A 23,118-nucleotide genomic window follows, 5' to 3' on the forward strand; every position below is an offset into this window, starting at 1 on the left:
CGGGCAGGGCCCGGAAAACTGTCGCGCAGGTTAGCACAGCCCCCGGTGGACCACAGGCGCGGCCGGCAATTCCGCGAACCACTGCCTTGCCCCCGCGGCGCCGGCGGGCCACCCTTGCCGGCATGCGCAACCGACCCGAGGACCGTCCGATGACGGCACGCCCGCCCCGCTGGCGCCGCACCCTGCGCCGGATGGCGCTCGCCCTGCCGCTCGCCGCGCTGGCTGCCGCACTGGCCGCGGCCGGCTACGCCTGGCAGTGGTGGCTGCAGGTGCAGCAGGAACAGGGCATCGTCGGCCTCGACTGGCACGGGCTGCAGGTGTCCCGCCACGGCCTGCGCCTCGAACGCCTGGAGCTGCAGCAGCTGGCCGCCGACGGCCGCCGCCTGCAGCTCGCCGCCGACACCGTGCAGCTCGACTGGCGGCTGCAGCGCACCGCGTCATACCTCGAACGCCTGCACGTCGCGCATCTGCAGCTCGACTGGCAGGCGCCGGCCGCGCCCGGCGGCGAGGCCAGCCGCCTGCCCAGCGCCGACGCGCTGGCCGGCCTGCTCGCCTGGCTGCCGCGCGAGCTGCAGGTGCAGCGCATCGATGCCCGCCTGCCCTGCCCCGCCGCTCCCTGCCGGCTGCGCGGCAGCCTCGCCCTGCAGCAGCCCGGCGCCGTCCTGCTGCCGGCCAGCCTGCGGCTGGACCTGGAGGAAGGCGAGCACCGCCTGCGGCTGGCCGGCAGCCTGGACGGCCGCGCGGACGACGCCCGCCTGCAGCTGGCGCTGGAACTGGACGGGCAGCCGCACCTCGCCCTCGCCGCCCGGCTCGGCGACGCGGCCGGCCAGCGCAGCCTGCAGGGCAGCCTGCAGCTGCCGCCGCGACCCCCGGCGCCCTGGCTGCGGCAGTGGCTGGCGTCGATGTTCGGCGCCGCCGCCGAGCCGCTGGCCCGCCTGCCGGACGACCTGCAGCTCGACGCCGACTGGACCCTGCAGCTGCCGGCCGGCTGGCGCCCGCAGGACGGCCTGCCGGCCGCGGCCAACCTGCAGCAGGCGCGCCTGCAGGCCCGGCTGCCGCGCCTGCGCCTGGAGTCGCTCGAACTGCACGAGGTCCGCGCCGACCTGGCGCTGGCCGGCCAGTGGCAGGAGGAGGCGCTGCAACTGGAGTTCGCGGCGGATGCGCACCTCGCCGCGCGCCGCCTGAGCGGCGCCGACGGCCTGCGCCTCGACGCCCCGCGCCTCGGGCTGGCCGGCCTGCAGCTGCGCCGCGAGGCGGACGGCAGCGTGCAGCTGGCCGGCCCGCTGAGCCTGCACGGCGCCCGCCTGCAGCAGGCCGCCCTGCAGCCGCAGGGCTGGCGCTGGCAGGGCCGCGTCGAGGCGAACGCGCAGGCGCTGCGTCTCGACGGCCGCCTGGACAACGACGCCGGCCTGGTGCTCGACCTGCAGCTGCAGCGCCCGGCCGACGGCAGCCTGGCTCTGCGCGGCCGCCTGGCGGAACTCGACCTGGCCGCCGGCAACCCGCTGGCCGCGACCCTGGCCGCCTGGCCGGCGCCGCTGGAACTGACCAGCGGCCACCTCGCCGCCCACGCCGACCTGCAGCTGCCCGCGGGCAAGGCCGCGCCGCGCGGCGAACTCGAGCTGCAGCTGAAGGCCGTCGGCGGCATCCTCGAGCGCAGCGAACTGCTCGGCCTGGACGGCCGCCTGCACGCCGAACTGCACGAGCGGCAGCTCGCCGTGGAGCTGCCCGCCCTGCGCCTGCAGCGCCTCAATCCGGGCATTCCCCTCGGCCCGTTGCAGCTGCGCGCCAGCTACCAGGCCGCGCAGGCGGCGCCGCTGGCCGGGCGCCTGCAGCTGTGGCAGGCCGAGGCCGGGCTGCTCGGCGGCCAGCTGGCGGCCGAGCCGGCGCGCCTCGACCTGGCCCGCCCGCCGCAGCGCCTCGCCGTGCAGGTCCGCGGCCTGGAACTGGCCGAACTGCTGCGGGTCTACCCCGCAGAGGGACTCTCCGGCCGCGGCACCCTGGACGGCCGCCTGCCGCTGCGCCTCGACGCCGAGGGCCTGCACATCGTCGAGGGACGGATCGCCGCGCGCGCCCCGGGCGGCGCGCTGCAGCTGCGCTCGGAGCGCATCCGCGCCTTCGCCCGCAGCAACCCCGCGTTGCAACTGGCCGCCACGGCGCTGGAGGATTTCCGCTACGATCGCCTGGAAAGCGAGGTCGACTACGCGCCCCGCGGCCAGCTGCTGCTGGCCCTGCGCCTGCACGGCCAGAACCCGGCGCTGGAGGGCGGCCGGCCGGTGAATCTCGCCATCAACCTGGAAGAGAACGTGCCCAGCCTGCTGACCAGCCTGCAGCTCTCCGGGCGGGTCAACGAAGCCATCCAGCGCCGCGTGCAGCAACAGCTGCAGCGGCGCGACTGACACGGGAGACCGCACCATGCGCCTGCGCCACCTCGCCACCCTCCTGACGGCGAGCCTGCTGCTCGGCCTGCTGGGCGCCTGCACCCCCACGGTGCAACTGGCCGCCCCCAAGGAGCCGATCAACATCAACCTCAACGTGAAGATCGAGCACGAGATCTACATCAAGGTGGACAAGGCGCTGGACAACATCCTCGACGAATCCAGCGGCCTGTTCTGAGGAGCCCGACATGACCCTTCCCAAGCGCATCGCCACCCTGCTGCTCGCCTTCGGCTTCAGCCTCTCGGCCCTGGCCCTCGACCTGCCCGGGGCGATGACCGCGCTGCCCGCCGCCAAGGCCGCCGGCCAGCTCGGCGAGCAGACCGACGGCTATCTCGGCGTGGTCGCTCCCGGCGGCCAGGCGGCCGAGATCGCCCGCCTGATCAACCAGGCGCGCCGCGCCGAGTACCAGCGCCTGGCCACCCAGAACGGCATCCGCCTGAGCGACGTCGAGGTCATGGCCGGCAAGAAGGCGGTGGAGAAGACCCCGCCCGGCCAGTTCATCCGCCTCGACGGCCAGTGGCGGCGCAAGTAGCCCGCCCCCCTCCCGCGAGGTGGCTCCGGGCCCCGCACCCCGGCGGCGATGGCTTACAATCGGCCATCGCCTGCCGCCCGAGGGAGTCTCTGCCGTGTTCTTCCGCAACTGGCGCCGCCGCCGTCTGCTCGCCCGCCATCCCCTCGACCCGCAACTGTGGGCCGCGGTGTGCGCCGACCTGCCGCTGCTCGCCGGCCTCGACGCCGGCGAGCGCCAGCGCCTCGGCGAGCTGTGCCTGCTGCTGCTCCACGACAAGCAGCTGACCTGCCTGCCCGGCGTCGAGCTGGACGATGCCGCGCGCCTGCGCCTGGCCGCCCAGGCCTGCCTGCCGCTGCTGCACCTGCCCGACCTCGACTGGTACCAGGGCTTCCACCAGTTGCTGCTGTATCCCGACGACTTCCTCAGCCCGCAGCGCCACCGCGACGAGGCCGGGGTCGAGCACGTCTGGGACGACGAGCGCAGCGGCGAGGCCTGGCAGCAGGGGCCGGTGATCCTCGCCTGGCCGGGGGTGCAGGCCAGCGGCACCCTGGACGGCTACAACCTGCCGATCCACGAGCTGGCGCACAAGCTGGACATGCTCAACGGCGACGCCAACGGCCTGCCGCCGCTGCACGCCGACATGCGCATCGCCGAATGGGCCGACGCCATGCAGCAGGCCTTCGATGCGCTGAACGCCGAACTGGACCGCGACCCCGACGCCGAGACCGCCATCGATCCCTACGCCGCCGAGAGCCCGGCCGAGTTCTTCGCCGTGGCCAGCGAGTACTTCTTCAGCGCCCCCGACCTGCTCGACGCCGCCTTCCCGGCGGTCTACGCGCAGTTGCGCCTGTTCTATCGCCAGGATCCGCTGGCGCGCCTGGGCGAGCGCCTGCAGGATCTGTCCGCGCCGAACGGGAGCGCCTGCCCGCACGGCCTGCCCGACAGCCGGGCACCGCGCCACTGACCCTCACGCCACCCCGAGCAGCCGACGCGGGTTCGGCGACTGCCCGCCCGAAGGAGCCCCAGATTGCCCAACCGCACGGCAGACCAACTCGCTCGCCCACAAGGCCAGTCCATCCCCCGCCTGCAGCGCCGGCTGCAGCGCCTGCTCGCCATCGGGGTGGCGGCCACCACCTGCCTGGTCGGCCTGGCCACCAGCCTGCCGATGTACCTCCAGCTGAGCAACAAGATCGACCTGCACGCCGAACTCGACGTGCAGGTCCGCGCGCTGGCCAGCAGCCATCTGCTCGAACACATGGCCGATACCGCCATGCAGCTCACCTCGCGCTCGGAAATCCGCCGCATGCTCGAGCGCTACAACGCCGGCGAGATCGAGCTCGCCGAGCTGCAGGCGTTCACCGCACCGCGCCTGCGCGAACCCCTGGCGCAGGCGGCGGACGTGCTCGGCCTGGTGCGCCTGGACGCCCGCGGGCAGCCGGTACTCGCCCTGCGCCAGCCCGTGCCCAGGGAGCACTGGCCGATCCCCGCCGCCGATGAGCAGCTGCCCCGCCTGGTGGGGCCGCTGCTGATCGGCGACACCCCGGTGCTGCTGGTCGGCGCCCCCATCCTCTCCCCCGACGGCCGCCGTGCCGGCACCGACATCGCCGCCTTCACCCTGGACAGGCTGCGCGACCTGCTGCCGATGACCGACGGGTACAGCGGCGACATGCAGATCCACCTGATCAACGTGGCCGAACGGCGCGCCGTGCATGTCCACGATGCCGACACCGCGCTGCTGGCGACGCCGGACTGGCATCCGCTGTTCGCGGCCCTGCGCCAGGCGAGCGACCTGCCGCTGCATGCCGTGCGGCTGCCCGAGCACGAGCGCCTCGGCGCCCTGGTCGCCTTCGCCCGCCCGCTGCCGGAGCACGGCGACTGGGCCATCGCCCTGCTCTCGCCGCGCGACGTGCTGTACGCCGGCGCCCGCGCGGAACTGCTCTGGCCGCTGCTCGGCATCCTCCTGCTGGGCCTCGCCGGCGGCGGGCTGATCTTCATGCTGGCGCGCCCGCTGCTGCAGCGCATGCTCGAGCAGTCGCAGAGCCTCGGCCTCGCGGCCAGCGTGTTCGAGCACAGCAACGAGGGCATCCTGCTGCTCGACGAGCGACAGCGCATCATCGGCCTCAACCCCGCCGGCAGCCGTCTGCTGCGCTGCCGGCTCGCCGAGCTGGAAGGCCGGCGCGCCTGCGAGGCCCTGCTGCTCGACACCAGCGAAGCGGACTGTGCCGCCATGTGGGCCCAGGTCAGCCGAACCGGCAGCTGGCAGAGCGAGGTCACCCTGCTGCGTGGCGACGGCGAGGCCTTCAGCGCCTGGCTGTCGCTGGCCGCGATCTACGACGAGCAGCGCCGGCCGAGCCACTTCACCGGCCTGTTCACCGACATCAGCGCCGCCAAGGAGGAGCAGGAACGCATCCTGCAGATGGCCTACCACGACCGCCTCACCGGGCTGCCCAACCGCAGCCTGGTTCGCGACCGCCTGACCCAGGCGCTGCGCCAGGCCAGGCGCCAGGGCAGCCTGCTGGCCGTGCTGTTCCTCGACCTCGACCGCTTCAAGCCGGTCAACGACACCTTCGGCCATGCCGTCGGCGACCTGCTGCTGCGCGCCGTCGCCGAGCGCCTGGCGCAGACCGTGCGCGACAGCGACACCGTGGCGCGCCTGGGCGGCGACGAGTTCCTGATCGTCCTCGAGGATCTCGACGACGTCGCCATGGCCGAACGGATCGCCGGCCGCCTGGTCGAGGCGCTGCAGCAGCCCTTCCCGATCGACGGCCACATGCTGCACATCGGCACCAGCATCGGCATCGCCCTGTATCCCGACGACGGCAGCGACGCCGCCGAACTGGTACGCAAGGCCGATGCCGCCATGTACCGGGCCAAGGACAACGGCCGCAACCGCTACGCCTTCCATGACCAGCGACAGCGGACCCTGACCGACTGACGCACGGCAGGCTGCGGCAACATGGCGCATCCGCCCGAATACGCCTATAATCCGCGCCAATTTTTGGCCCTGACCCTCGGAGTCACCCATGAGCTACAGCAAGATCCCGGCCGGCAAGGACCTGCCGAACGACATCTACGTCGCCATCGAGATCCCGGCCAATCACGCGCCGATCAAGTACGAGATCGATCACGACAGCGACTGCCTGTTCGTCGACCGCTTCATGGCCACCCCGATGTTCTACCCGGCCAACTACGGCTTCATCCCGCACACCCTGGCCGACGACGGCGACCCCCTCGACGTGCTGGTAGTGACCCCCTACCCGGTCGCGCCGGGCTCGGTGATCCGCGCCCGTCCGGTCGGCGTGCTGAACATGAGCGACGAGGCTGGCGGCGACGCCAAGCTGATCGCCGTACCGCACGACAAGCTGACCGTCCTGTACAAGGACGTGCAGAACTACACCGACCTGCCGGCCCTGCTGATCGAGCAGGTCAAGCACTTCTTCGAGAACTACAAGGATCTCGAGAAGGGCAAGTGGGTGAAGGTCGAAGGCTGGGGCGACGCCGAAGAGGCCCGCCAGCTGATTCTCAAGGCGGTGGCGGCTTACCAGAAGTAAGCCGGACCCGCTTCGGAAAGCCCGCCCACAAGGCGGGCTTTTTATTGCCTGTCGTTTTAAGCGGGATTTTCCTGTGCGACCCTTTCCGCTAATGTGTCGGGCTTCACAGCAGGACTCGTCCGCGCCATGCCCCTCGACCCCTTGCCCGGCCTCTTCGCGCTGCTCGGCCTGCTGCCGGCGGTCGGCGGCATCCTGCTGATCGCCCGCCAGCGCCGCCTGCGCCGCCGCCTGGCCGCCCTCGGTGCGGTGGCCGAGGCCTTCACCGCCGGCGACAGCCTGGCCCGCGCCGCGCCCGGCGAGGATTGCGCCGGCCAGTTGGCCCGGCACCTCAACCGCATGCTCGGCCAGCTCGCCGACGAGCGCCGCGCCCTGCAGGGCAGCGAGCAGCAGCTGCGCAGCCTGATCGAGGCCGCCCCGGTGGGCATGCTGGTGCTCGACGCCCAGGGCCGGGTCGACTCGGCCAACCCGGCCGCCGGGGCGCTGTTCGACTGCCCGCCGGCGACCCTGTGCGGGCGCCGGATCGACGAGCTGCTGATCGGCGACGGCTGGAGCCGGCTGCTCGCCCAGCCCAACCGCAACCTCGAATTCGCCGCCCGCCGCGGCACCGGCAGCTTCCCGCTGGAGGCTTCCTGCACGCCCTTCCAGCGCGGCGGCCAGCCGCTGCAGCTGCTGCTGGCGCGCGACATCGGCGACCGCAAGGCCGCCGAGAACCGCCTGCACTACCAGGCCCACTTCGACACCCTGACCGGCGCGGCCAACCGCACCCAGCTGCAGGCACGCATCGAACTCGGCCTGCAGTGCGGCGAGGCGCAGGCCCTGCTGTTCATCGACCTCGACCACTTCAAGCGGATCAACGACACCCTCGGCCACGAGATCGGCGACCAGCTGCTGTGCGCAGTGGCCGAGCGGCTGCGCCAGTGCGCGCCGCCCGGCGCCATGCTCGCCCGCCTCGGCGGCGACGAGTTCATCCTGCTGCTGCCCGGCGAACTCGCCGGCCAGGCCGACACCCTCGCCGAGCGCCTGCTGCAGGCCTTCCGCCAGCCGTTCCAGGTGCGCCAGTACGAGCTGTTCAGCAGCCCGAGCATCGGCATCGCCCACCAGCACGGCGGCCAGGCCAGCGCCGCGCAGCTGCTCAAGGAAGCCGACCTCGCCCTCTACCAGGCCAAGGGCCGCGGCCGCAACCGCCTGGCCCACTTCGACCGGCGCCTGGCCGAGGAGGCCGAGCAGCGCCACCGGCTGGAGGCCGAGCTGCGCAACGCCCTGACGCGCGGCGAGTTCGAGCTGTACTACCAGCCGCAGCTCGACCGCCAGGGCCGCCGGCACAGCTTCGAGGCGCTGCTGCGCTGGCGCTCGCCGCAACGCGGGCTGGTCAGCTCGGCGCAGTTCATGCCGGTGCTGGAGGAGACCGGGCTGATCCTCGACGCCACCCGCTGGATCTTCCGCCAGGCCTGCCGCCAACTGCGCCAGTGGCAGGACGAGGGGCGCGACTGGGGCATCGCGGTCAACCTGTCGCCGCTGGACTTCCGCCAGGCCGACCTGGCCGGCACGCTGCTGGCGATCCTCGCCGAGGAACGCCCGCCGGTGCAGCGCCTGGAGCTGGAGATCACCGAGACCACCCTGCTGGATGCCGACCAGCAGGTGCAGGACACCCTGCATGCCCTCAAGCAGGCCGGCCTGACCCTGTTCCTCGACGACTTCGGCACCGGCTACGCCTCGCTGGCCTACCTGCAGTTCTTCCCCTTCGACGGGGTGAAGATCGACCGCCAGTTCGTCAGCGGTCTGCCCGACTGCCGCCAGTCGGTGGCGCTGGTGCGCGGCATCCTGGTGATCGCCGAACAGCTCGGCATGCAGGTGGTCGCCGAGGGCGTGGAGAACCAGCGCCAGGCCGACTTCCTGCGCCGCAACGGCTGTCACCGCCTGCAGGGCTACCTGTTCGGCCGCCCGCAGCCGGCCGACGCCTGCGCCGCCGCGGAGTCGCCGGCCCGCGCCTGAGCCCGGCGCCGCTCTCCCCGCACCGCCGCTACCTGCTAAGCTGGTGCACCATTTTTGTGCGGAGCCCGCCATGCCCCTGTCCGACCTGATCCTGCTGCTGCTCGCCGGCCTGGCCGCCGGCGGCATGAACGCCCTGGCCGGCGGCGGCACCTTCTTCTCCTTCCCGGCACTGCTGGCCGCCGGCCTGCCGCCGGTCACCGCCAACGCCACCAACGCCGTGGCCCTGTGGCCAGCGAGCATCGCCGGGGCCTGGGCGGCGCGCGGTTCGCTGCGCCCGCTGGGCAGCTACCTGCGGCCGCTGCTCGCCGCCGGCCTCGCCGGCGGCCTGGGCGGCGGCCTGCTGCTGCTGGCCGGCGGCGACGAGGTATTCCGCGTGCTGATTCCCTGGCTGCTGCTGGCCGCCACTGCGCTGTTCGCCGCCAGCCCCTGGCTGAGCCGCCTGCTCGCCGCCCGCCGCGGCACCGCCAGCGCGGTGCCGCCGCACGGCCCGCTGTCGCTCGGCGCCCACTCGCTGGTATCGATCTACGGCGGCTACTTCGGCGCCGGCATGGGCATCCTGCAGCTGGCCGCCTTCGCCATCGAGGGCCACGCCCTGGCCCGCGCCAACGCGCTGAAGAACCTGATCTCGGCGGTGATCTACAGCGTCGCCAGCCTGACCTTCGTCGTCGCCGGCCGGGTCAGTTGGGCGGAACTGGCCGTGCTGCTCGCCGGCGCCACCCTCGGCGGCTACGCCGGCGGCGCGCTCGGCCAGCGCCTGCCGGCGCGCTGGCTGCGCGCCTTGGTGATCGTCGTCGGCAGCGGCATGACCCTCTACTACTTCTGGGCCACCTACGGGCGCTGAGCGGCCCATGGTGCGCACGGCGCACCCTACGCATCGCACCGTCTCCGTAGGGTGCGCCATGCGCACCGGGACAGGCGCCCCAGCCGCCTGGATGGCGTTTGCCCACACGCCGCGGCTCTGCTAGTGTCGCGCCCGTTTTTCCGCCGTCCGAGAGCGCCGCCATGGCCCGCAAGAAAACCGCCCCCGATTTCGAGCAGTCGCTGAGCGAGCTGCAGACCCTGGTCGAGCGCCTGGAGAGCGGCGAGCTGTCCCTCGAGGACTCGCTGGCCGCCTTCGAGCAGGGCATCCGCCTGACCCGCGAGTGCCAGGGTGCGCTGGGCCAGGCCGAGCAGAAGGTGCAGATCCTCCTCGGCCAGGACGGCCAGACCGCCCCCTTCGACGCGGAGGGCGAGGCGCAATGAGTCTCCAGCAGTACCAGGCCGCCTGCCAGGCACGCGTCGACGCCGCCCTCGACGCCCTGTTCGTCGCTCCCCGTCCCGAACTCGAGCGCCTCTACCGGGCCATGCGCTACAGCGTGATCAACGGCGGCAAGCGCGTGCGCCCGCTGCTCGCCTACGCCGCCTGCGAGACCCTCGGCGGCGCGGCCGAACGGGCCGACGGCGCGGCCTGCGCGGTGGAGCTGATCCATGCCTACTCGCTGGTCCACGACGACCTGCCGGCGATGGACGACGACGAGCTGCGCCGCGGCCAGCCGACCACCCACATCGCCTTCGACGAGGCCTGCGCCATCCTCGCCGGCGACGGCCTGCAGGCGCTGGCCTTCGAGGTGCTCGCCGACGCCGGGCGCAACCCCGCCGATGCCGCCACCCGCCTGGACATGGTCGTCAGCCTGGCCCGCGCCGCCGGACCGGCCGGCATGGTCGGCGGCCAGGCCATCGACCTCGGCTCGGTCGGCGTGCAGCTCGACCAGACCGCCCTGGAGACCATGCACCGGCACAAGACCGGTGCGCTGATCGAGGCCAGCGTGCGCCTCGGCGCCCTGGCCAGCGGCGGCAGCGACGCCAGCAGCCTCGCCGCGCTGCAGGACTACGCCCGCGCCATCGGCCTGGCCTTCCAGGTGCAGGACGACATCCTCGACGTGGAGAGCGACACCGCCACCCTGGGCAAGACCCAGGGCAAGGACCAGGCCCACGACAAGCCGACCTACCCGGCGCTGCTCGGCCTCGACGCCGCCAAGGCCTACGCCCTGGAACTGCGCGATCTGGCGCTGGCGGCCCTGCAGCCATTCGACGAGCGCGCCGACGCCCTGCGCCAGCTGGCCTGCTACATAGTCGCACGCACGCACTGAGTTCCCCGGTCCGGACCCGGCCGCCACGGCGGAAAATCGCGGCGCGAATTTTCCACGGGGTGGCCATCCCCCCTGCGCCGGCTCCACTCGACCTTCGCTTGCTTGGGCACCCCGGCCGCTTCGGGTAAACTCGCCCATCTTTTTCCGACTGCCGAACCCGTCCGATGCCCAAGACGCTGCACGAGTTTCCCCGCCAGCGGCCCGACACGCCCCTGCTCGACCGCATCGACAGCCCCGCCGCGCTGCGCGACCTCAGCGAGGCCGAGCTGGACACCCTGGCCGACGAGCTGCGCCAGTACCTGCTCTACACGGTGGGGCGTACCGGCGGGCACTTCGGCGCCGGTCTGGGCGTGGTCGAGCTGACCATCGCCCTGCACCACGTCTACCACACCCCCGAGGACCGTCTGGTGTGGGACGTCGGCCACCAGGCCTACCCGCACAAGATCCTCACCGGCCGCCGCGAGCGGATGGCGACCCTGCGCCAGAAGGGCGGCCTGGCCGCCTTCCCGCGGCGCAGTGAGAGCGCGTACGACACCTTCGGCGTCGGCCACTCCAGCACCTCGATCAGCGCCGCGCTGGGCATGGCCCTGGCCAACCGTCTGCAGGGCAGCGAGCGGCGCACCGTGGCGGTGATCGGCGACGGCGCACTGACCGCCGGCATGGCCTTCGAGGCGCTCAACCACGCCTCGGAAACCGCCGCCGACATGCTGGTGGTGCTCAACGACAACGACATGTCGATCTCGCGCAACGTCGGCGGCCTGAACAACTACCTGACCAAGATCCTCTCCAGCCGCACCTACGCCAGCATGCGCGAGGGCAGCAAGAAGATCCTCTCGCGCATCCCCGGCGCCTGGGAGATCGCCCGCCGCACCGAGGAGCACGCCAAGGGCATGCTGGTGCCCGGCACCCTGTTCGAGGAGCTGGGCTGGAACTACATCGGCCCCATCGACGGCCACGACCTGCCGACCCTGATCGCCACCCTGCGCAAGATGCGCGAACTCAAGGGCCCGCAGTTCCTCCACGTGGTGACCAAGAAGGGCAAGGGCTTCGCCCCGGCCGAGGAAGACCCGATCGGCTATCACGCCATCGGCAAGCTGGAGGTCGGCAGCAGCGCCGCGCCCAAGGCCAGCGGACCGAAATACTGCGAGGTGTTCGGCCAGTGGCTGTGCGACATGGCGGCCGTCGACGAGCGCCTGATCGGCATCACCCCGGCGATGAAGGAAGGCTCCGACCTGGTGGCCTTCGCCGAGCGCTTCCCGGAACGCTACTTCGACGTCGCCATCGCCGAGCAGCACGCGGTGACCCTCGCCGCCGGCCTGGCCTGCGAGGGCGCCAAGCCGGTGGTGGCGATCTACTCGACCTTCCTGCAGCGCGCCTACGACCAGCTGATCCACGACGTCGCGGTACAGGACCTCGACGTGCTGTTCGCCATCGACCGCGCCGGCCTGGTCGGCGAGGACGGCCCGACCCACGCCGGCAGCTTCGACCTCTCCTACCTGCGCTGCATCCCCGACATGGTCGTCATGACCCCCAGCGACGAGAACGAGCTGCGCCTGCTGCTGACCACCGGCTACCGGCATGTCGGCCCGGCGGCGGTACGCTACCCGCGCGGCAGCGGCCCCAACGCTCCGATCTCTCCGGCGCTGGAGGCAGTCGAGATCGGCAAGGGCGTGGTCCGTCGTCACGGCGCCGGCCAGGTCGCCCTGCTGGTGTTCGGCGTGCAGCTGGCCGCCGCGCTGGAGGTGGCCGAGAAGCTCGATGCCACGGTGGTCGACATGCGCTTCGTCAAGCCGCTCGACGCCGCACTGATACGCGAGCTGGCCGCCAGCCACGCGCTGCTGGTGAGCGTCGAGGAGAACGCGGTGATGGGCGGCGCCGGCAGCGCGGTGGCCGAATTCCTCGCCGCCGAGGGCATCGTCATGCCGCTGCTGCAGCTCGGCCTGCCCGACCGCTACGTCGAGCACGCCAAGCCGACCGAGATGCTCGCCGAATGCGGCCTGGATGCCGCCGGCATCGAGTCCGCGGTGCGCGCGCGCCTGGCGCTGCTTGAGAAAAACTCATCCCGAGTCGTCTGAAAGCTGCTTGAGTTTCACCACGCCGCGCACTAAGGTGCGCGGCGTTTTGCTTTTCGTCAGGGTGCGCAGGCTAGGGCCTGCGTTAAACGGGAAGCCGGTGCGTCCTCGGACAAGGCCGGCGCTGCCCCCGCAACGGTAATCGACCGCAGACCTCGGTCTGCACGCCCGTTCAACAGCCACTGGGAATGTCCCGGGAAGGCGAACCGGCGCGTCGACAGCCCGGAGACCGGCCCCGACGGATTCGACAGGTGTTGCGGAGGGCCGCACCGTCAGTCGCGCGCCCGTCCTGTGGGCGCGTTTCTGTCTTCTGCCCTCCTCGAAAGTCTGCCTTCACTTTTGAGGATTTCCTGATGAAGCTTTCCCGTCTGGCGCTGGCCGTGGCCCTCGCCCCGAGCCTGACCCTGGCCGCCGAGCCGGCCAGCGACGACATCGCGCCCCTGGTCATCACCCGCGCCACTCCGCTGGAGCAGCCGGCGCCGGCCAGCGTGCGGGTGATCAAGCGCGCCGAGATCGAGCGCAGCGGCGCCCACAACCTGATCGACGTGCTGCGCGGCCAGGCCGGCGTGCAGCTGCGCGACATCATCGGCGACGGCAGCCGCGCCACGCCCAGCCTGCGCGGCTTCGGCGAGAACGCGGTGAACAACACGCTGATCCTGGTCGACGGCCGCCGCCTCAACCAGCCGGCGATGGCCGGCGCCGACCTCAACAGCGTGCCGCTGGCCAACATCGAGCGCATCGAGATCCTGCGCGGCGCCGGCACCGTGCTGTACGGCGACCAGGCGGTCGGCGGGGTGATCAACATCGTCACCCGCACGCCGCGGCGCAACGAGGCCTACGTGGAGACCAGCCGCGGCAGCCACGACCTGGAAGCCTATCGCGGCCATGTCTTCCAGCAGCTCGGCGGCGGCTTCTCGGTGTACGCCAGCGGCGAGGCCCGCCACACCGACAACTACCGCGACCACAACGCCGCCGACTACGGCAACGCCTTCGGCCGCCTGCGCTACGACCACGCCCGCGGCTGGGCGCTGTACGAGTACCAGACGGTGGACGACGAGCTGCTCTATCCGGGCGCGCTGAGCCTCGCCCAACGCCGCAGCGACCGCAAGCAGAGCCAGTCCACGGACTGGAACGACAGCAATACCCAGGTGCACCGCTTCGCCGTCGAGCAGCGCCTCGACGAGATCTGGACCGCCAACTTCGACTACAGCCACAGCGACCAGGATGGCGTGGGCTCGTTCTTCGGAGGCGGCTTCAGCCAAGGCACTCGCATCGAAAGCTTCAGCCCGCGCCTGACCGCCCGCTGGGACACGGCGCGCGGCCACAGCGAATGGCTGCTGGGCCACGACCACATCACCAGCGACTACCAGGCCTCCTGGGGCAGCGACTTCCGCCAGACCCTGCGCGACTGGTACACCCAATTCAGCCAGCCGCTCGGCCACGACCTGACGCTGAGCCTCGGCTACCGCGCCAGCGAGGCCGAGGACCGCGACCACAGCGCCGGCAGCAACCACACCGACCGCGAGGGCAGCAGCAGCGTCGGCCTGTCCTGGCAGGCCGACGCGCAGACCCGCGTGTTCCTCAAGCGCGAGGACGTGCTGCGCTGGGCCAACGTCGACGAGAACGGCTTCGTCGGCCCCGGCGTCGAGTTCCTCAAGCCGCAGACCGGCGCATCCTGGGAAGGCGGCGTGGAATGGGACGACGGCGCGCAGCGCTACCAGCTGAGCGTCTACCGCCTCGATCTGGACGACGAGCTGATGTACGACGCCACGGCCACGGGCCCCTTCGGTCCCGGCACCGGCGCCAACGTCAACCTGGACAAGACCCGCCGCGATGGCCTGCTGCTCGAGGCCCGCCGCCAGCTGACCGAGCGCCTCGCCCTCGGCGGCCAGTACAGCTTCACCGACTCCGAGTACCGCACCGGCCCCTTCGCGGGCAACGAGGTGCCCGGCGTATCGCGCCACAGCGCCAGCGCCCACCTCGACTACCTGCTCCTGCCGGGACTCAACGGCCGCCTGGAGGCCCTGTACACCGGCGGCTACTACCTGTACAGCGACGACGCCCACAGCCAGCCGCGCGAGGGCGGCTACACCCTGCTCAACGCCGCACTGAGCTACGACTACCGCCAGCTCACCGCCAGGCTGCGGATCAACAACCTGACCGGCAAGCAGTACGACACCTATGCCAACCCCTTCGGCCGCTACCCGGCGCCGGAAGAGGACGTGCAGCTGAGCGTCGGCTACCGCTTCTGATCCGGACGCCGGAAACGACGAGGCCCCGCCTAAGCGGGGCCTCGTCGTTTCAGCCGCGCAGACTCAGCGCGCCCTGTCCAGCAGCTCGCACAGCTTCGCCGTGGCGGCGAGCATCTGGAAGCTGGGCCGCTCGATGCCCTCGTCCGGCACCTCCCACACCTGGCCACGGCGCACCGCGGTCAGTTGCGGCCAGGCCTGCCAGGCGCCGGCCTGGCCCGGCTCGCCGACCAGGATCACCGCCGGGTCGCGGGCCAGCACCGACTCGACGCCGACCTGCGGCGCCGGCAGGGCAAGGTCCTCGAACACGTTGCGCGCGCCGCACAGGCGCAGGGCGTCGCTGATGATCTGCCGGCCGCCGAGGGTGTACATGGGCCGGTCCCACACTTGGTAGAACACTGCCAGCGGCGCGCTGCCCGCGTAGCGCGCCCGCAGCGCGGCGATGCCTGCGCGCATGCGCGCGGCGAGGCGCTCGCCCTCCGCGCCATGGCCGACCGCGGCGCCGATCGCCGCCAGTTGGCCGGCCAACTCGTCGAGGTCGTGCGGCTGCGCCTCGATCAGCGGGATGCCGAGGGTCCTGAGCTGCGCATGCATGGCCGGGCCGACGCTGTCCGGCCAGAGCAGGACCAGGTCCGGCTGCAGGCTGAGCAGCACCTCCAGGTTGAGCTGGCCGTGGCGGCCGAGGGATGGCAGGTGGGCCAGCGCCGGCAGGCGCGGGCCGCCGTCGAGCACGCCGACCAGACGCTCGGCGGCGCCCAGCTCGACCATGATCTCGCTGAGCGAGGGCGCCAGCGCCACCACCCGCCGCGCGTCCGGCTCCGTGGCCTGCGCCAGGGCGGCGCCGAGCAGCAGGACGGCGAGCAGCAGGCGGCGCATCAGCCGAGCTGGCGTGGCAGGCGATAGAGCAGCGCGATCACCAGGCTGGCGAACGCCAGCAGCAGCACCGGCACCGCGTGCAGGTCGGCCAGCCGGCCGACAGCGGCGATCCAGGCCGGCAGCAGGGCGCCGAGCAGGCCGTGGCGCTGGGTCCGGGCGAACACGGCCCAGGCCGCATCCTCATCGGGAGTGTCGAGGGCGCGGGCGGTGGCGATCAGGCCATGCTTGAAGCGGCGGAACAGCGGCAGGCCGACGAACATCGACAGCAGCGCGGCGACGAACAGCGGCATGGCCAGGCTGTCCGGCAGCAGCGCACGCTCCGGGCCGAAGGCGCCGAGCAGGATCAGCGGCAGCCAGGCCAGGGCCAGCATGCCCCACCAGCGGCGGGCGAACGCCGGCCGCTGCAGCGCCACCGCACTCATTCGCCTTCGTTCTCGGCCTGGTGCAGGTTGCCGAGCAGGTGGCCGAGCTTGCCGGCCTTGGTCGCCAGATAGTGCCTGTTGTGCGGGTTGAGGCCGCTGTGCAGCGGCACGCGCTCGGCCAGGCGGATGCCGTAGGTTTCCAGCGCCTTGAGCTTGCGCGGGTTGTTGGTCATCAGCTTGAGCTCGTGGATGCCGAGGTGGTCGAGCATCGGCCGGCACATGGCGTAGTCGCGCTGGTCGGCGCCGAAGCCCAGGCGCTCGTTGGCCTCGACGGTGTCGGCGCCGGCGTCCTGCAGCTCGTAGGCGCGGATCTTGTTGAGCAGGCCGATGCCGCGACCTTCCTGGCGCAGGTAGAGCAGCACGCCGCGGCCTTCGGCGGCGATGGCGCGCAGCGCCGCCTCGAGCTGGGCGCCGCAGTCGCAGCGCAGGCTGAACAGCGCATCGCCGGTCAGGCATTCGGAATGCAGGCGGCCGAGCACCGGGCGACCGTCGGCGACGTCGCCCAAGGTCAGGGCCACGTGCTCCTTGCCGGTGGCCTCATCGAGAAAGCCATGCATGGTGAACACGCCAAACGGGGTTGGCAGCTTCGAGGCGGCGACAAAGACGACGGACACCGGGACACTCCTGCGGGACGTAGGGCACCGATTGTAGCAGCAAGCATGGCCGAGGCGGCCAGTCGGGATTGGCCGCCGCCGTCGCCCGCCCGGCCCGCGCTCAGAGCTGCTCCAGGCAGCCCGCCAGGCCGGCGCCGAGGTTCTCCAGCAGGCGCTCGTAGCCGCCGGCCCCGGCCTCGAGGTCGAAGCCCAGCGCATCCAGTTCGGCGAGACGCACCGGCAGGCCGTCGCTGAGGGTCTGCGCCAGGCGCGGACGCAGCGGCGGCTCGCTGAACACGCAGCTCGGCCCGGCGGCCTTGAGCTGCTCGCGCATGGCGGCGACGTGGCGGGCGCCCGGCTGCACCTCGGCGCTCACCGCGAACACCCCGGCGTGCTGCAGGCCGTAGGCTTCCTCGAAGTAGTCGAAGGCCTCGTGGAAGACGAAGAACGGCTTGCCCTTGAGCGGCGCCATCCGCGCCCTGAGCTTGTCGTCGGTGGCGGCCAGGCGCTGCTCGAAGGCGGCCAGGTTGGACCGGTAGCGCGCGGCGTTGGCCGGGTCGACCCGGGCCAGGTCGGCGGCCATGCGCGCGGCGATCACCCGCGCGTTGGCCGGCAGCAGCCACAGGTGGGCGTCCAGCGTGCCGGGGCGATGGGCGTGGTCGTGGCCCTGGTCATCACGGGCGGCATGCCCGTCGTGTCCGTGCTCATCGTGTTCCCCGTGCGCGGCGTGCTCCTCGTCCGCGTGCCGGTGCTCCTCGCCGAAACGGCGCAGGTGCAGGCCGGACAGCGACTGCACGGCCAGGCTGGGCGCCTCGCGCCCTTCCAGCACGTGCGACAGGAACACTTCGAGGTCGGGGCCGATCCAGTAGACCAGCGCGGCCTCGTGCACCCGGCGGATATCCGAGGGACGCAGCGCGTAGTGGTGTGGCGAGGCGCCCGGCGGCAGCAGCACCTCGGGCGTGCCGGCGCCGTCCTGCACGGCGGCGGCGATCAGCTGCAGCGGCTTGATGCTGGTCAGCACGCGCACTTCGGCCAGCGCCGGGCTGGCCAGCAGGGCCGCCAGCAGGGCGGCGGGCAGCAAAGAAGACAGACGGGGCACGGGAAGCTCTCTCCGGGGAAACTGAATGGTTATATAATAACGTCCCTTTGCCCGGGAGTGTCGCCATGTCTTCCACGCCGCTGGCCTGCCATCCCCACGACCACAGCCACTGCGTGAGCGCGGCGCTGGCCGCCGCCGACGCCCTGTGCGCGCGCAGCGGCGCGCGCCTCACCGCCCTGCGCCGCCGTGTGCTCGAGCTGGTCTGGGCCAGCCACCAGCCGCTCGGCGCCTACGACATCCTCGGCGTGCTCAGCGCCGAGGACGGCCGCCGCGCCGCGCCGCCCACCGTGTACCGCGCGCTGGACTTCCTCCTCGAGCACGGCCTGATCCACCGCCTCGCCTCGCTCAACGCCTACATCGGCTGCAACCATCCGGGGCACAGCCACCAAGGCCACTTCCTGATCTGCCGCCAGTGCAACGCCGCCATCGAGGTGGAGCAGCCGGCCATCGGCGCGGCCATCCAGGCCGCGGCCACCGAGGTGGGCTTCGCCGTGGAGGGGCAGATGGTCGAGGTGGTCGGCCTGTGCGCGCGCTGCCGGGAGGCGGCATGAGCGAGGCGCTGCTCCGCCTCGACGGGGTCGGCGTCGAGTTCGCCGGCAACGCCGTGCTGCAGGACGTGCAGCTGGAGCTGAAGTCCGGCGAGATCGTCACCCTGATCGGCCCCAACGGCGCCGGCAAGACCACCCTGGTGCGCGTGGTGCTCGGCCTGCTCGCCCCGCACACGGGCAGCCTGTGGCGGCGCGAGCGGCTGCGCATCGGCTACATGCCGCAGAAGCTGCACGTCGAGCCGACCCTGCCGCTGTCGGTGCTGCGCTTCCTGCGCCTGGTGCCGGGAGTCGACCGCGCCCGCGCCCTGGAGGCGCTCGGCGAGGTGGGCGCGGCCAAGGTGATCGACAGCCCGCTGCAGAAGATCTCCGGCGGCGAACTGCAGCGCGTGCTGCTGGCCCGCGCCCTGCTGCGCAAGCCCGAGCTGCTGGTGCTCGACGAGCCGGTGCAGGGCGTCGACATCGCCGGGCAGAGCGAGCTGTACCGCCTGATCGGCCGCCTGCGCCAGCGCTACGGCTGCGGCGTGCTGATGGTCTCCCACGACCTGCACCTGGTGATGAGCGCCACCGACCGGGTGGTCTGCCTGAACCACCATGTGTGCTGCTCCGGGCATCCCGAGCAGGTCAGCAGCGACCCGGTGTTCCGCGAGCTGTTCGGCAACGACGCGCGCAACCTGGCGATCTACCACCACCAGCACGACCACCAGCACGACCTGCACGGCAGCGTGGTGCTGCCCAGGCAACCCCACGTCCACGGCCCCCACTGCAAGCACTGACATGCCCGAATTCCTGCTCAACGCCCTGCTCGCCGGGCTCGCCCTGGCGCTGGTCGCCGGCCCGCTCGGCTCCTTCGTGGTCTGGCGGCGCATGGCCTACTTCGGCGACACCCTGGCCCACGCCGCGCTGCTCGGCGTGGCGCTGGGCTTCCTGCTCGACATCAGCCCGACCCTGGCGGTGACCGTCGGCTGCATCGTCCTCGCCGTGCTGCTGGTGGCCCTGCAGCAGCGCCAGCCGCTGGCCGCCGACACCCTGCTCGGCATCCTCGCCCACAGCACCCTGTCGCTCGGCCTGGTCACCGTCAGCCTGCTCGACGAGGTGCGCGTCGACCTGATGGCCTACCTGTTCGGCGACCTGCTGGCGGTGGGCACGGCGGACCTGCTGTGGATGGTCGCCGGCAGCGCGCTGGTGCTCGGCGTGCTGGCCTGGCTGTGGCGTCCGCTGTTGGCGCTCACCGTGCACGAGGAGCTGGCCCGGGTCGAAGGCCTGCCGGTCGGCGCCCTGCGCCTGGCACTGATGCTGCTGATCGCCGTGGTGATCGCCGTGGCGATGAAGATCGTCGGCGTGCTGCTGATCACCTCGCTGCTGATCATCCCCGCCGCCGCGGCGCAGCGTCATGCGCGCAGCCCCGAGCAGATGGCCGCCGGCGCCAGCCTGGTCGGCCTGCTCGCGGTGTGCGCCGGCCTGGCGCTATCCTGGTACCAGGACACCCCGGCCGGACCGTCCATCGTGGTCAGCGCCGCCGGCCTGTTCCTGCTGAGCTTCCTGCTGCCGCGCCGGGCGGTGTAGAATTGCCTACTTTCTGAACAGTCCGAGGCCTGAGCCATGACCCGTGCCCTTCGCTGCCTGCCGCTGCTCGCCCTGCTGCTGCTCGGCGCCTGCCAGAGCCTGCCGTGGAGCGAGGACGCGCGCGCCCAGGCCCGCGAGCGCCAGCAGTTCGAGCGCCTGCTCGGCGCCGGCGAACTGGAGGCCGCCGGAGTCACCCTCGGCCACCTGCGCGCCCGCGATGCGGCACAGGTCGAGCACTACCAGCGCCTGCTCGCCGACGCCTGGCTGCAGCGCAGCCAGCAGGCCCTCGAGCGCGGCGACCTGAACGCCGCCACCACCGCCCTGGCGCGGGCCCGCGCGCTGATGCCCAAGGCGCCGGCGCTGACCAACGGCCTGGGTGGCGCGCTGCAGCCGACGCCGCCGGCGGATGTCGGCGGCGAGATCGCCGAATAGAGACTCCCGTTCGATCAGCTATATCGATAGTCTTTCAAAGCATTTTCCGCACTAAAAGCGGGCCGCTAGACTCTGCCGCCAGGGCCCGTTCCCTCACCCACAAGGTTTTCCCGTGATCCACTTCGACAACGTCCACAAGGCGTACCGGGTCAATGGCCGCGACATTCCCGCCCTGCAGCCCACCTCCCTGCAGGTCGGCGCCGGCGAGATCTTCGGCCTGATCGGCCACTCCGGCGCCGGCAAGAGCACCCTGCTGCGCCTGATCAACCGCCTCGAGGAGCCCTCCGGCGGGCGCATCCTGATCGACGGCACCGACGCCACCGCCCTCGACGCCGCCGACCTGCGCCGCCTGCGCCAGCGCATCGGCATGATCTTCCAGCACTTCAACCTGCTGGCCTCGAAGACCGTCGCCGACAACGTCGCCCTGCCGCTCAGGCTGGCCGGCGAGCTGCCGGCCGCGGCCATCGACGCCCGCGTCGCCGAGCTGCTGGCCCGCGTCGGCCTCGCCGAGCACGCGCACAAGTACCCGGCGCAGCTCTCCGGCGGCCAGAAGCAGCGCGTCGGCATCGCCCGCGCGCTGGCCCTGGAGCCGAAGATCCTGCTGTGCGACGAGGCCACCAGCGCCCTCGACCCGCAGACCACCGGCCAGGTGCTGCAGCTGCTGGCCGAGATCAACCGCGAGCTGAAGCTGACCATCGTGCTGATCACCCACGAGATGGACGTGATCCGCCGCGTCTGCGACCGCGTGGCGGTGATGGACGGCGGGGTGATCGTCGAGCAGGGCGCGGTGGCCGACGTGTTCCTCCATCCGCAGCACCCGACCACCAAGCGCTTCGTGCTGGAGGACGAGCACGTCGACGCAGACGCCCAGCAGGACGACTTCGCCCACGTGCCCGGGCGCATCCTGCGCCTGACCTTCCGCGGCGAGGCCACCTACGCCCCGCTGCTCGGCCAGGTCGCGCGCGACACCGGGGTCGACTACAGCATCCTCGCCGGACGCATCGACCGCATCCGCGAGACCCCCTACGGCCAGCTGACCCTGGCCCTCACCGGCGGCGACCTGGACGCCGCCCTGGCGCGCCTCGATGCCGCCGACGTGCATGTCGAGGTACTGCGCTGATGCTGGAGAAACTGCTGCCCAACGTGTTCTGGCCGGAGATCTGGCAGGCCAGCCTCGATACCCTGGCGATGCTCGGCGGATCCTTGCTGTTCACCGTGCTGCTCGGCCTGCCGCTCGGCGTGCTGCTGTTCCTCAGCGGCCCGCGCCAGCTGTTCGACAACCCGCCGCTGTACCGCCTGCTGTCGCTGGTGGTCAACGTGCTGCGCTCGGTGCCCTTCGTCATCCTGCTGATCCTGATGATCCCGCTGACCGAGCTGATCGTCGGCACCTCGCTGGGCGCCGTCGGCGCCATCCCGCCGCTGGTGGTCGGCGCCACCCCGCTGTTCGCCCGCCTGGCCGAGACCGCGTTGCGCGAGGTCGACCGCGGCATCATCGAGGCGACCCAGGCGATGGGCGCCAGCACCCGGCAGATCATCCTCGCCGCGCTGCTGCCCGAGGCGCGCCCCGGCCTGCTCGCCGCGGTCACCGTCACCGCCATCACCCTGGTGTCCTACACCGCCATGTCCGGCCTGATCGGCGGCGGCGGCCTCGGCGATCTCGCCGTGCGCTACGGTTACCAGCGCTACCAGCCCGACGTCATGGCGGTCACCGTGATCCTCCTGCTGGTGCTGGTGCAGGTGCTGCAGAGCGCCGGCGACCGCCTGGTGATGCGCTTCTCGCGCAAGTAATCCGACCGGGCCGGCCATCCGCCGGCCCGGCGTTCCATCCCACAAGGAGCTCAACAATGAAAAAACTGCTGGCTGCCGCGACCCTGTTCGCCGCCTTCTCCGCCACCGCCCAGGCGCAGACCCTCAACGTCGCCGCCACCCCGGTGCCGCACGCGGAGATCCTCGAAGTGGTCAAGCCGATGCTGGCCAAGCAGGGGGTGGAACTGAAGGTGCGCGTGTTCACCGACTACGTGCAGCCCAACCTGCAGGTGCAGCAGGGCAACCTCGACGCCAACTTCTTCCAGCACCAGCCCTACCTCGACGAGTTCAACGCCAGCCGCAAGACCTCGCTGGTCAGCGTGACCGGCGTGCACATCGAGCCGTTCGGCGCCTACTCCAGCAAGTTCAAGAAGCTCGACGAGCTGCCCGAGGGCGCCAGCGTGGCCATCCCCAACGACGCCACCAACGGCGGCCGTGCCCTGCTGCTGCTGGCCAAGGCCGGGGTGATCACCCTCAAGGACGGCGCCGGCATCACCGCCACGCCCAAGGACATCGCCGCCAATCCGAAGCAGATCCAGGTGCGCGAACTGGAAGCGGCCACCCTGCCGCGCGTGCTCAAGCAGGTCGACCTGGCGCTGATCAACACCAACTACGCCCTGGAAGCCGGCCTGACCCCGACCAAGGACGCCCTGGCCATCGAGGGCAACGACTCGCCCTACGTCAACATCCTGGTCAGCCGTGCCGACAACAAGGACAGCGAAGCCATGCAGAAGCTGGCCAAGGCCCTGCACAGCGACGAGGTGAAGGCCTTCATCGCCGACAAGTACAAGGGCGCGGTGGTGCCGGCGTTCTGAGCGCCGCCTAGGCAGCCCCTGCAA

23 protein-coding genes and 1 riboswitch are annotated in these 23,118 nt (G+C 72.0%); of the genes, 19 read left to right on the plus strand and 4 right to left on the minus strand.

Features of this window, described 5'->3' with window-relative positions; all coding sequences use genetic code 11:
• Nucleotides 1-149: 149 nt before the first annotated feature.
• The 12 genes from SK095_RS13725 (at nucleotide 150) to SK095_RS13780 (ending at nucleotide 14,943) form a co-directional block, all read left to right on the plus strand.
• Nucleotides 150-2,396: a YdbH domain-containing protein gene (locus tag SK095_RS13725; RefSeq protein ID WP_320546600.1), complete on the plus strand. Its 2,247-nt coding sequence runs from the start codon at nucleotides 150-152 to the stop codon at nucleotides 2,394-2,396.
• 16 nt (nucleotides 2,397-2,412) lie between these two features.
• A complete protein-coding gene (locus tag SK095_RS13730; protein ID WP_136491755.1) occupies nucleotides 2,413-2,613 on the plus strand; it encodes a YnbE family lipoprotein in 201 nt (66 codons plus the stop codon).
• Between the two features lie 10 nt (nucleotides 2,614-2,623).
• Nucleotides 2,624-2,968, plus strand: coding sequence for a YdbL family protein (locus SK095_RS13735; RefSeq protein ID WP_320546601.1), 345 nt, complete (start codon nucleotides 2,624-2,626; stop codon nucleotides 2,966-2,968).
• Nucleotides 2,969-3,062: 94 nt separating this feature from the next.
• Nucleotides 3,063-3,911, plus strand: a complete 849-nt coding sequence (locus SK095_RS13740; protein WP_320546602.1) for a M90 family metallopeptidase — start codon at nucleotides 3,063-3,065, stop codon at nucleotides 3,909-3,911.
• A gap of 63 nt (nucleotides 3,912-3,974) precedes the next feature.
• Nucleotides 3,975-5,882: a sensor domain-containing diguanylate cyclase gene (locus tag SK095_RS13745; protein ID WP_320546603.1), complete on the plus strand. Its 1,908-nt coding sequence runs from the start codon at nucleotides 3,975-3,977 to the stop codon at nucleotides 5,880-5,882.
• Between the two features lie 88 nt (nucleotides 5,883-5,970).
• Nucleotides 5,971-6,498: an inorganic diphosphatase gene (gene ppa, locus SK095_RS13750; RefSeq protein ID WP_136491751.1), complete on the plus strand. Its 528-nt coding sequence runs from the start codon at nucleotides 5,971-5,973 to the stop codon at nucleotides 6,496-6,498.
• A gap of 126 nt (nucleotides 6,499-6,624) precedes the next feature.
• The gene (locus SK095_RS13755; protein WP_320546604.1) at nucleotides 6,625-8,490 is read left to right on the plus strand and encodes a putative bifunctional diguanylate cyclase/phosphodiesterase; all 1,866 of its coding nucleotides are present in this window, start codon (nucleotides 6,625-6,627) and stop codon (nucleotides 8,488-8,490) included.
• A gap of 70 nt (nucleotides 8,491-8,560) precedes the next feature.
• Nucleotides 8,561-9,331: a sulfite exporter TauE/SafE family protein gene (locus SK095_RS13760; RefSeq protein WP_320546605.1), complete on the plus strand. Its 771-nt coding sequence runs from the start codon at nucleotides 8,561-8,563 to the stop codon at nucleotides 9,329-9,331.
• Nucleotides 9,332-9,492: 161 nt separating this feature from the next.
• Nucleotides 9,493-9,732, plus strand: a complete 240-nt coding sequence (locus SK095_RS13765) for an exodeoxyribonuclease VII small subunit (protein ID WP_136490805.1) — start codon at nucleotides 9,493-9,495, stop codon at nucleotides 9,730-9,732.
• Nucleotides 9,729-10,619, plus strand: coding sequence for a (2E,6E)-farnesyl diphosphate synthase (ispA, locus tag SK095_RS13770; RefSeq protein ID WP_201485558.1), 891 nt, complete (start codon nucleotides 9,729-9,731; stop codon nucleotides 10,617-10,619). Before SK095_RS13765 ends, ispA begins: the two co-directional genes overlap by 4 nt.
• A gap of 164 nt (nucleotides 10,620-10,783) precedes the next feature.
• Nucleotides 10,784-12,694, plus strand: a complete 1,911-nt coding sequence (gene dxs, locus SK095_RS13775; protein ID WP_201485557.1) for a 1-deoxy-D-xylulose-5-phosphate synthase — start codon at nucleotides 10,784-10,786, stop codon at nucleotides 12,692-12,694.
• 42 nt (nucleotides 12,695-12,736) lie between these two features.
• Nucleotides 12,737-12,944, plus strand: a riboswitch (cobalamin riboswitch).
• A 100-nt stretch (nucleotides 12,945-13,044) separates the two neighbouring features.
• Entirely contained in the window at nucleotides 13,045-14,943 is a 1,899-nt protein-coding gene (locus SK095_RS13780) for a TonB-dependent receptor (RefSeq protein ID WP_201485556.1), read from the plus strand.
• 63 nt (nucleotides 14,944-15,006) lie between these two features.
• Here the strand turns inward: SK095_RS13780 and SK095_RS13785 are convergent, their stop codons facing one another.
• From SK095_RS13785 to znuA, 4 genes are all read right to left on the minus strand, one after another.
• Nucleotides 15,007-15,816: a cobalamin-binding protein gene (locus SK095_RS13785; RefSeq protein ID WP_136490801.1), complete on the minus strand. Its 810-nt coding sequence runs from the start codon at nucleotides 15,814-15,816 to the stop codon at nucleotides 15,007-15,009.
• Nucleotides 15,816-16,238, minus strand: a complete 423-nt coding sequence (locus SK095_RS13790) for an MFS transporter (protein ID WP_136490800.1) — start codon at nucleotides 16,236-16,238, stop codon at nucleotides 15,816-15,818. Before SK095_RS13790 ends, SK095_RS13785 begins: the two co-directional genes overlap by 1 nt.
• Nucleotides 16,235-16,852, minus strand: a complete 618-nt coding sequence (ribA, locus tag SK095_RS13795) for a GTP cyclohydrolase II (protein WP_136490799.1) — start codon at nucleotides 16,850-16,852, stop codon at nucleotides 16,235-16,237. The genes SK095_RS13790 and ribA overlap by 4 nt, the downstream gene beginning before the upstream one ends.
• Nucleotides 16,853-16,952: 100 nt before the next feature.
• Nucleotides 16,953-17,930, minus strand: coding sequence for a zinc ABC transporter substrate-binding protein ZnuA (gene znuA, locus SK095_RS13800; protein WP_320546606.1), 978 nt, complete (start codon nucleotides 17,928-17,930; stop codon nucleotides 16,953-16,955).
• Between the two features lie 65 nt (nucleotides 17,931-17,995).
• On the opposite strand from znuA, the gene SK095_RS13805 reads away from it, so the two are divergent.
• The 7 genes from SK095_RS13805 (at nucleotide 17,996) to SK095_RS13835 (ending at nucleotide 23,094) form a co-directional block, all read left to right on the plus strand.
• Nucleotides 17,996-18,481, plus strand: coding sequence for a Fur family transcriptional regulator (locus SK095_RS13805; protein ID WP_201485554.1), 486 nt, complete (start codon nucleotides 17,996-17,998; stop codon nucleotides 18,479-18,481).
• Nucleotides 18,478-19,251 (plus strand): zinc ABC transporter ATP-binding protein ZnuC, encoded by a 774-nt coding sequence (gene znuC / locus SK095_RS13810; RefSeq protein ID WP_136490796.1) that lies wholly within the window; start codon nucleotides 18,478-18,480, stop codon nucleotides 19,249-19,251. The genes SK095_RS13805 and znuC overlap by 4 nt, the downstream gene beginning before the upstream one ends.
• 1 nt (nucleotide 19,252) lies before the next feature.
• The gene (gene znuB / locus SK095_RS13815; protein ID WP_136490795.1) at nucleotides 19,253-20,041 is read left to right on the plus strand and encodes a zinc ABC transporter permease subunit ZnuB; all 789 of its coding nucleotides are present in this window, start codon (nucleotides 19,253-19,255) and stop codon (nucleotides 20,039-20,041) included.
• A gap of 36 nt (nucleotides 20,042-20,077) precedes the next feature.
• Nucleotides 20,078-20,473, plus strand: coding sequence for a hypothetical protein (locus SK095_RS13820; RefSeq protein WP_136490794.1), 396 nt, complete (start codon nucleotides 20,078-20,080; stop codon nucleotides 20,471-20,473).
• Nucleotides 20,474-20,585: 112 nt separating this feature from the next.
• The gene (locus SK095_RS13825) at nucleotides 20,586-21,593 is read left to right on the plus strand and encodes a methionine ABC transporter ATP-binding protein (RefSeq protein ID WP_320546607.1); all 1,008 of its coding nucleotides are present in this window, start codon (nucleotides 20,586-20,588) and stop codon (nucleotides 21,591-21,593) included.
• A complete protein-coding gene (locus SK095_RS13830; RefSeq protein WP_201485551.1) occupies nucleotides 21,593-22,261 on the plus strand; it encodes a methionine ABC transporter permease in 669 nt (222 codons plus the stop codon). The genes SK095_RS13825 and SK095_RS13830 overlap by 1 nt, the downstream gene beginning before the upstream one ends.
• Nucleotides 22,262-22,317: 56 nt before the next feature.
• Nucleotides 22,318-23,094 (plus strand): MetQ/NlpA family ABC transporter substrate-binding protein, encoded by a 777-nt coding sequence (locus SK095_RS13835; RefSeq protein ID WP_136490791.1) that lies wholly within the window; start codon nucleotides 22,318-22,320, stop codon nucleotides 23,092-23,094.
• The last annotated feature ends 24 nt before the right edge of the window (nucleotides 23,095-23,118 follow it).

This window comes from Pseudomonas sp. AN-1 (assembly GCF_034057115.1).
Taxonomy (GTDB): Bacteria; Pseudomonadota; Gammaproteobacteria; order Pseudomonadales; family Pseudomonadaceae; genus Geopseudomonas.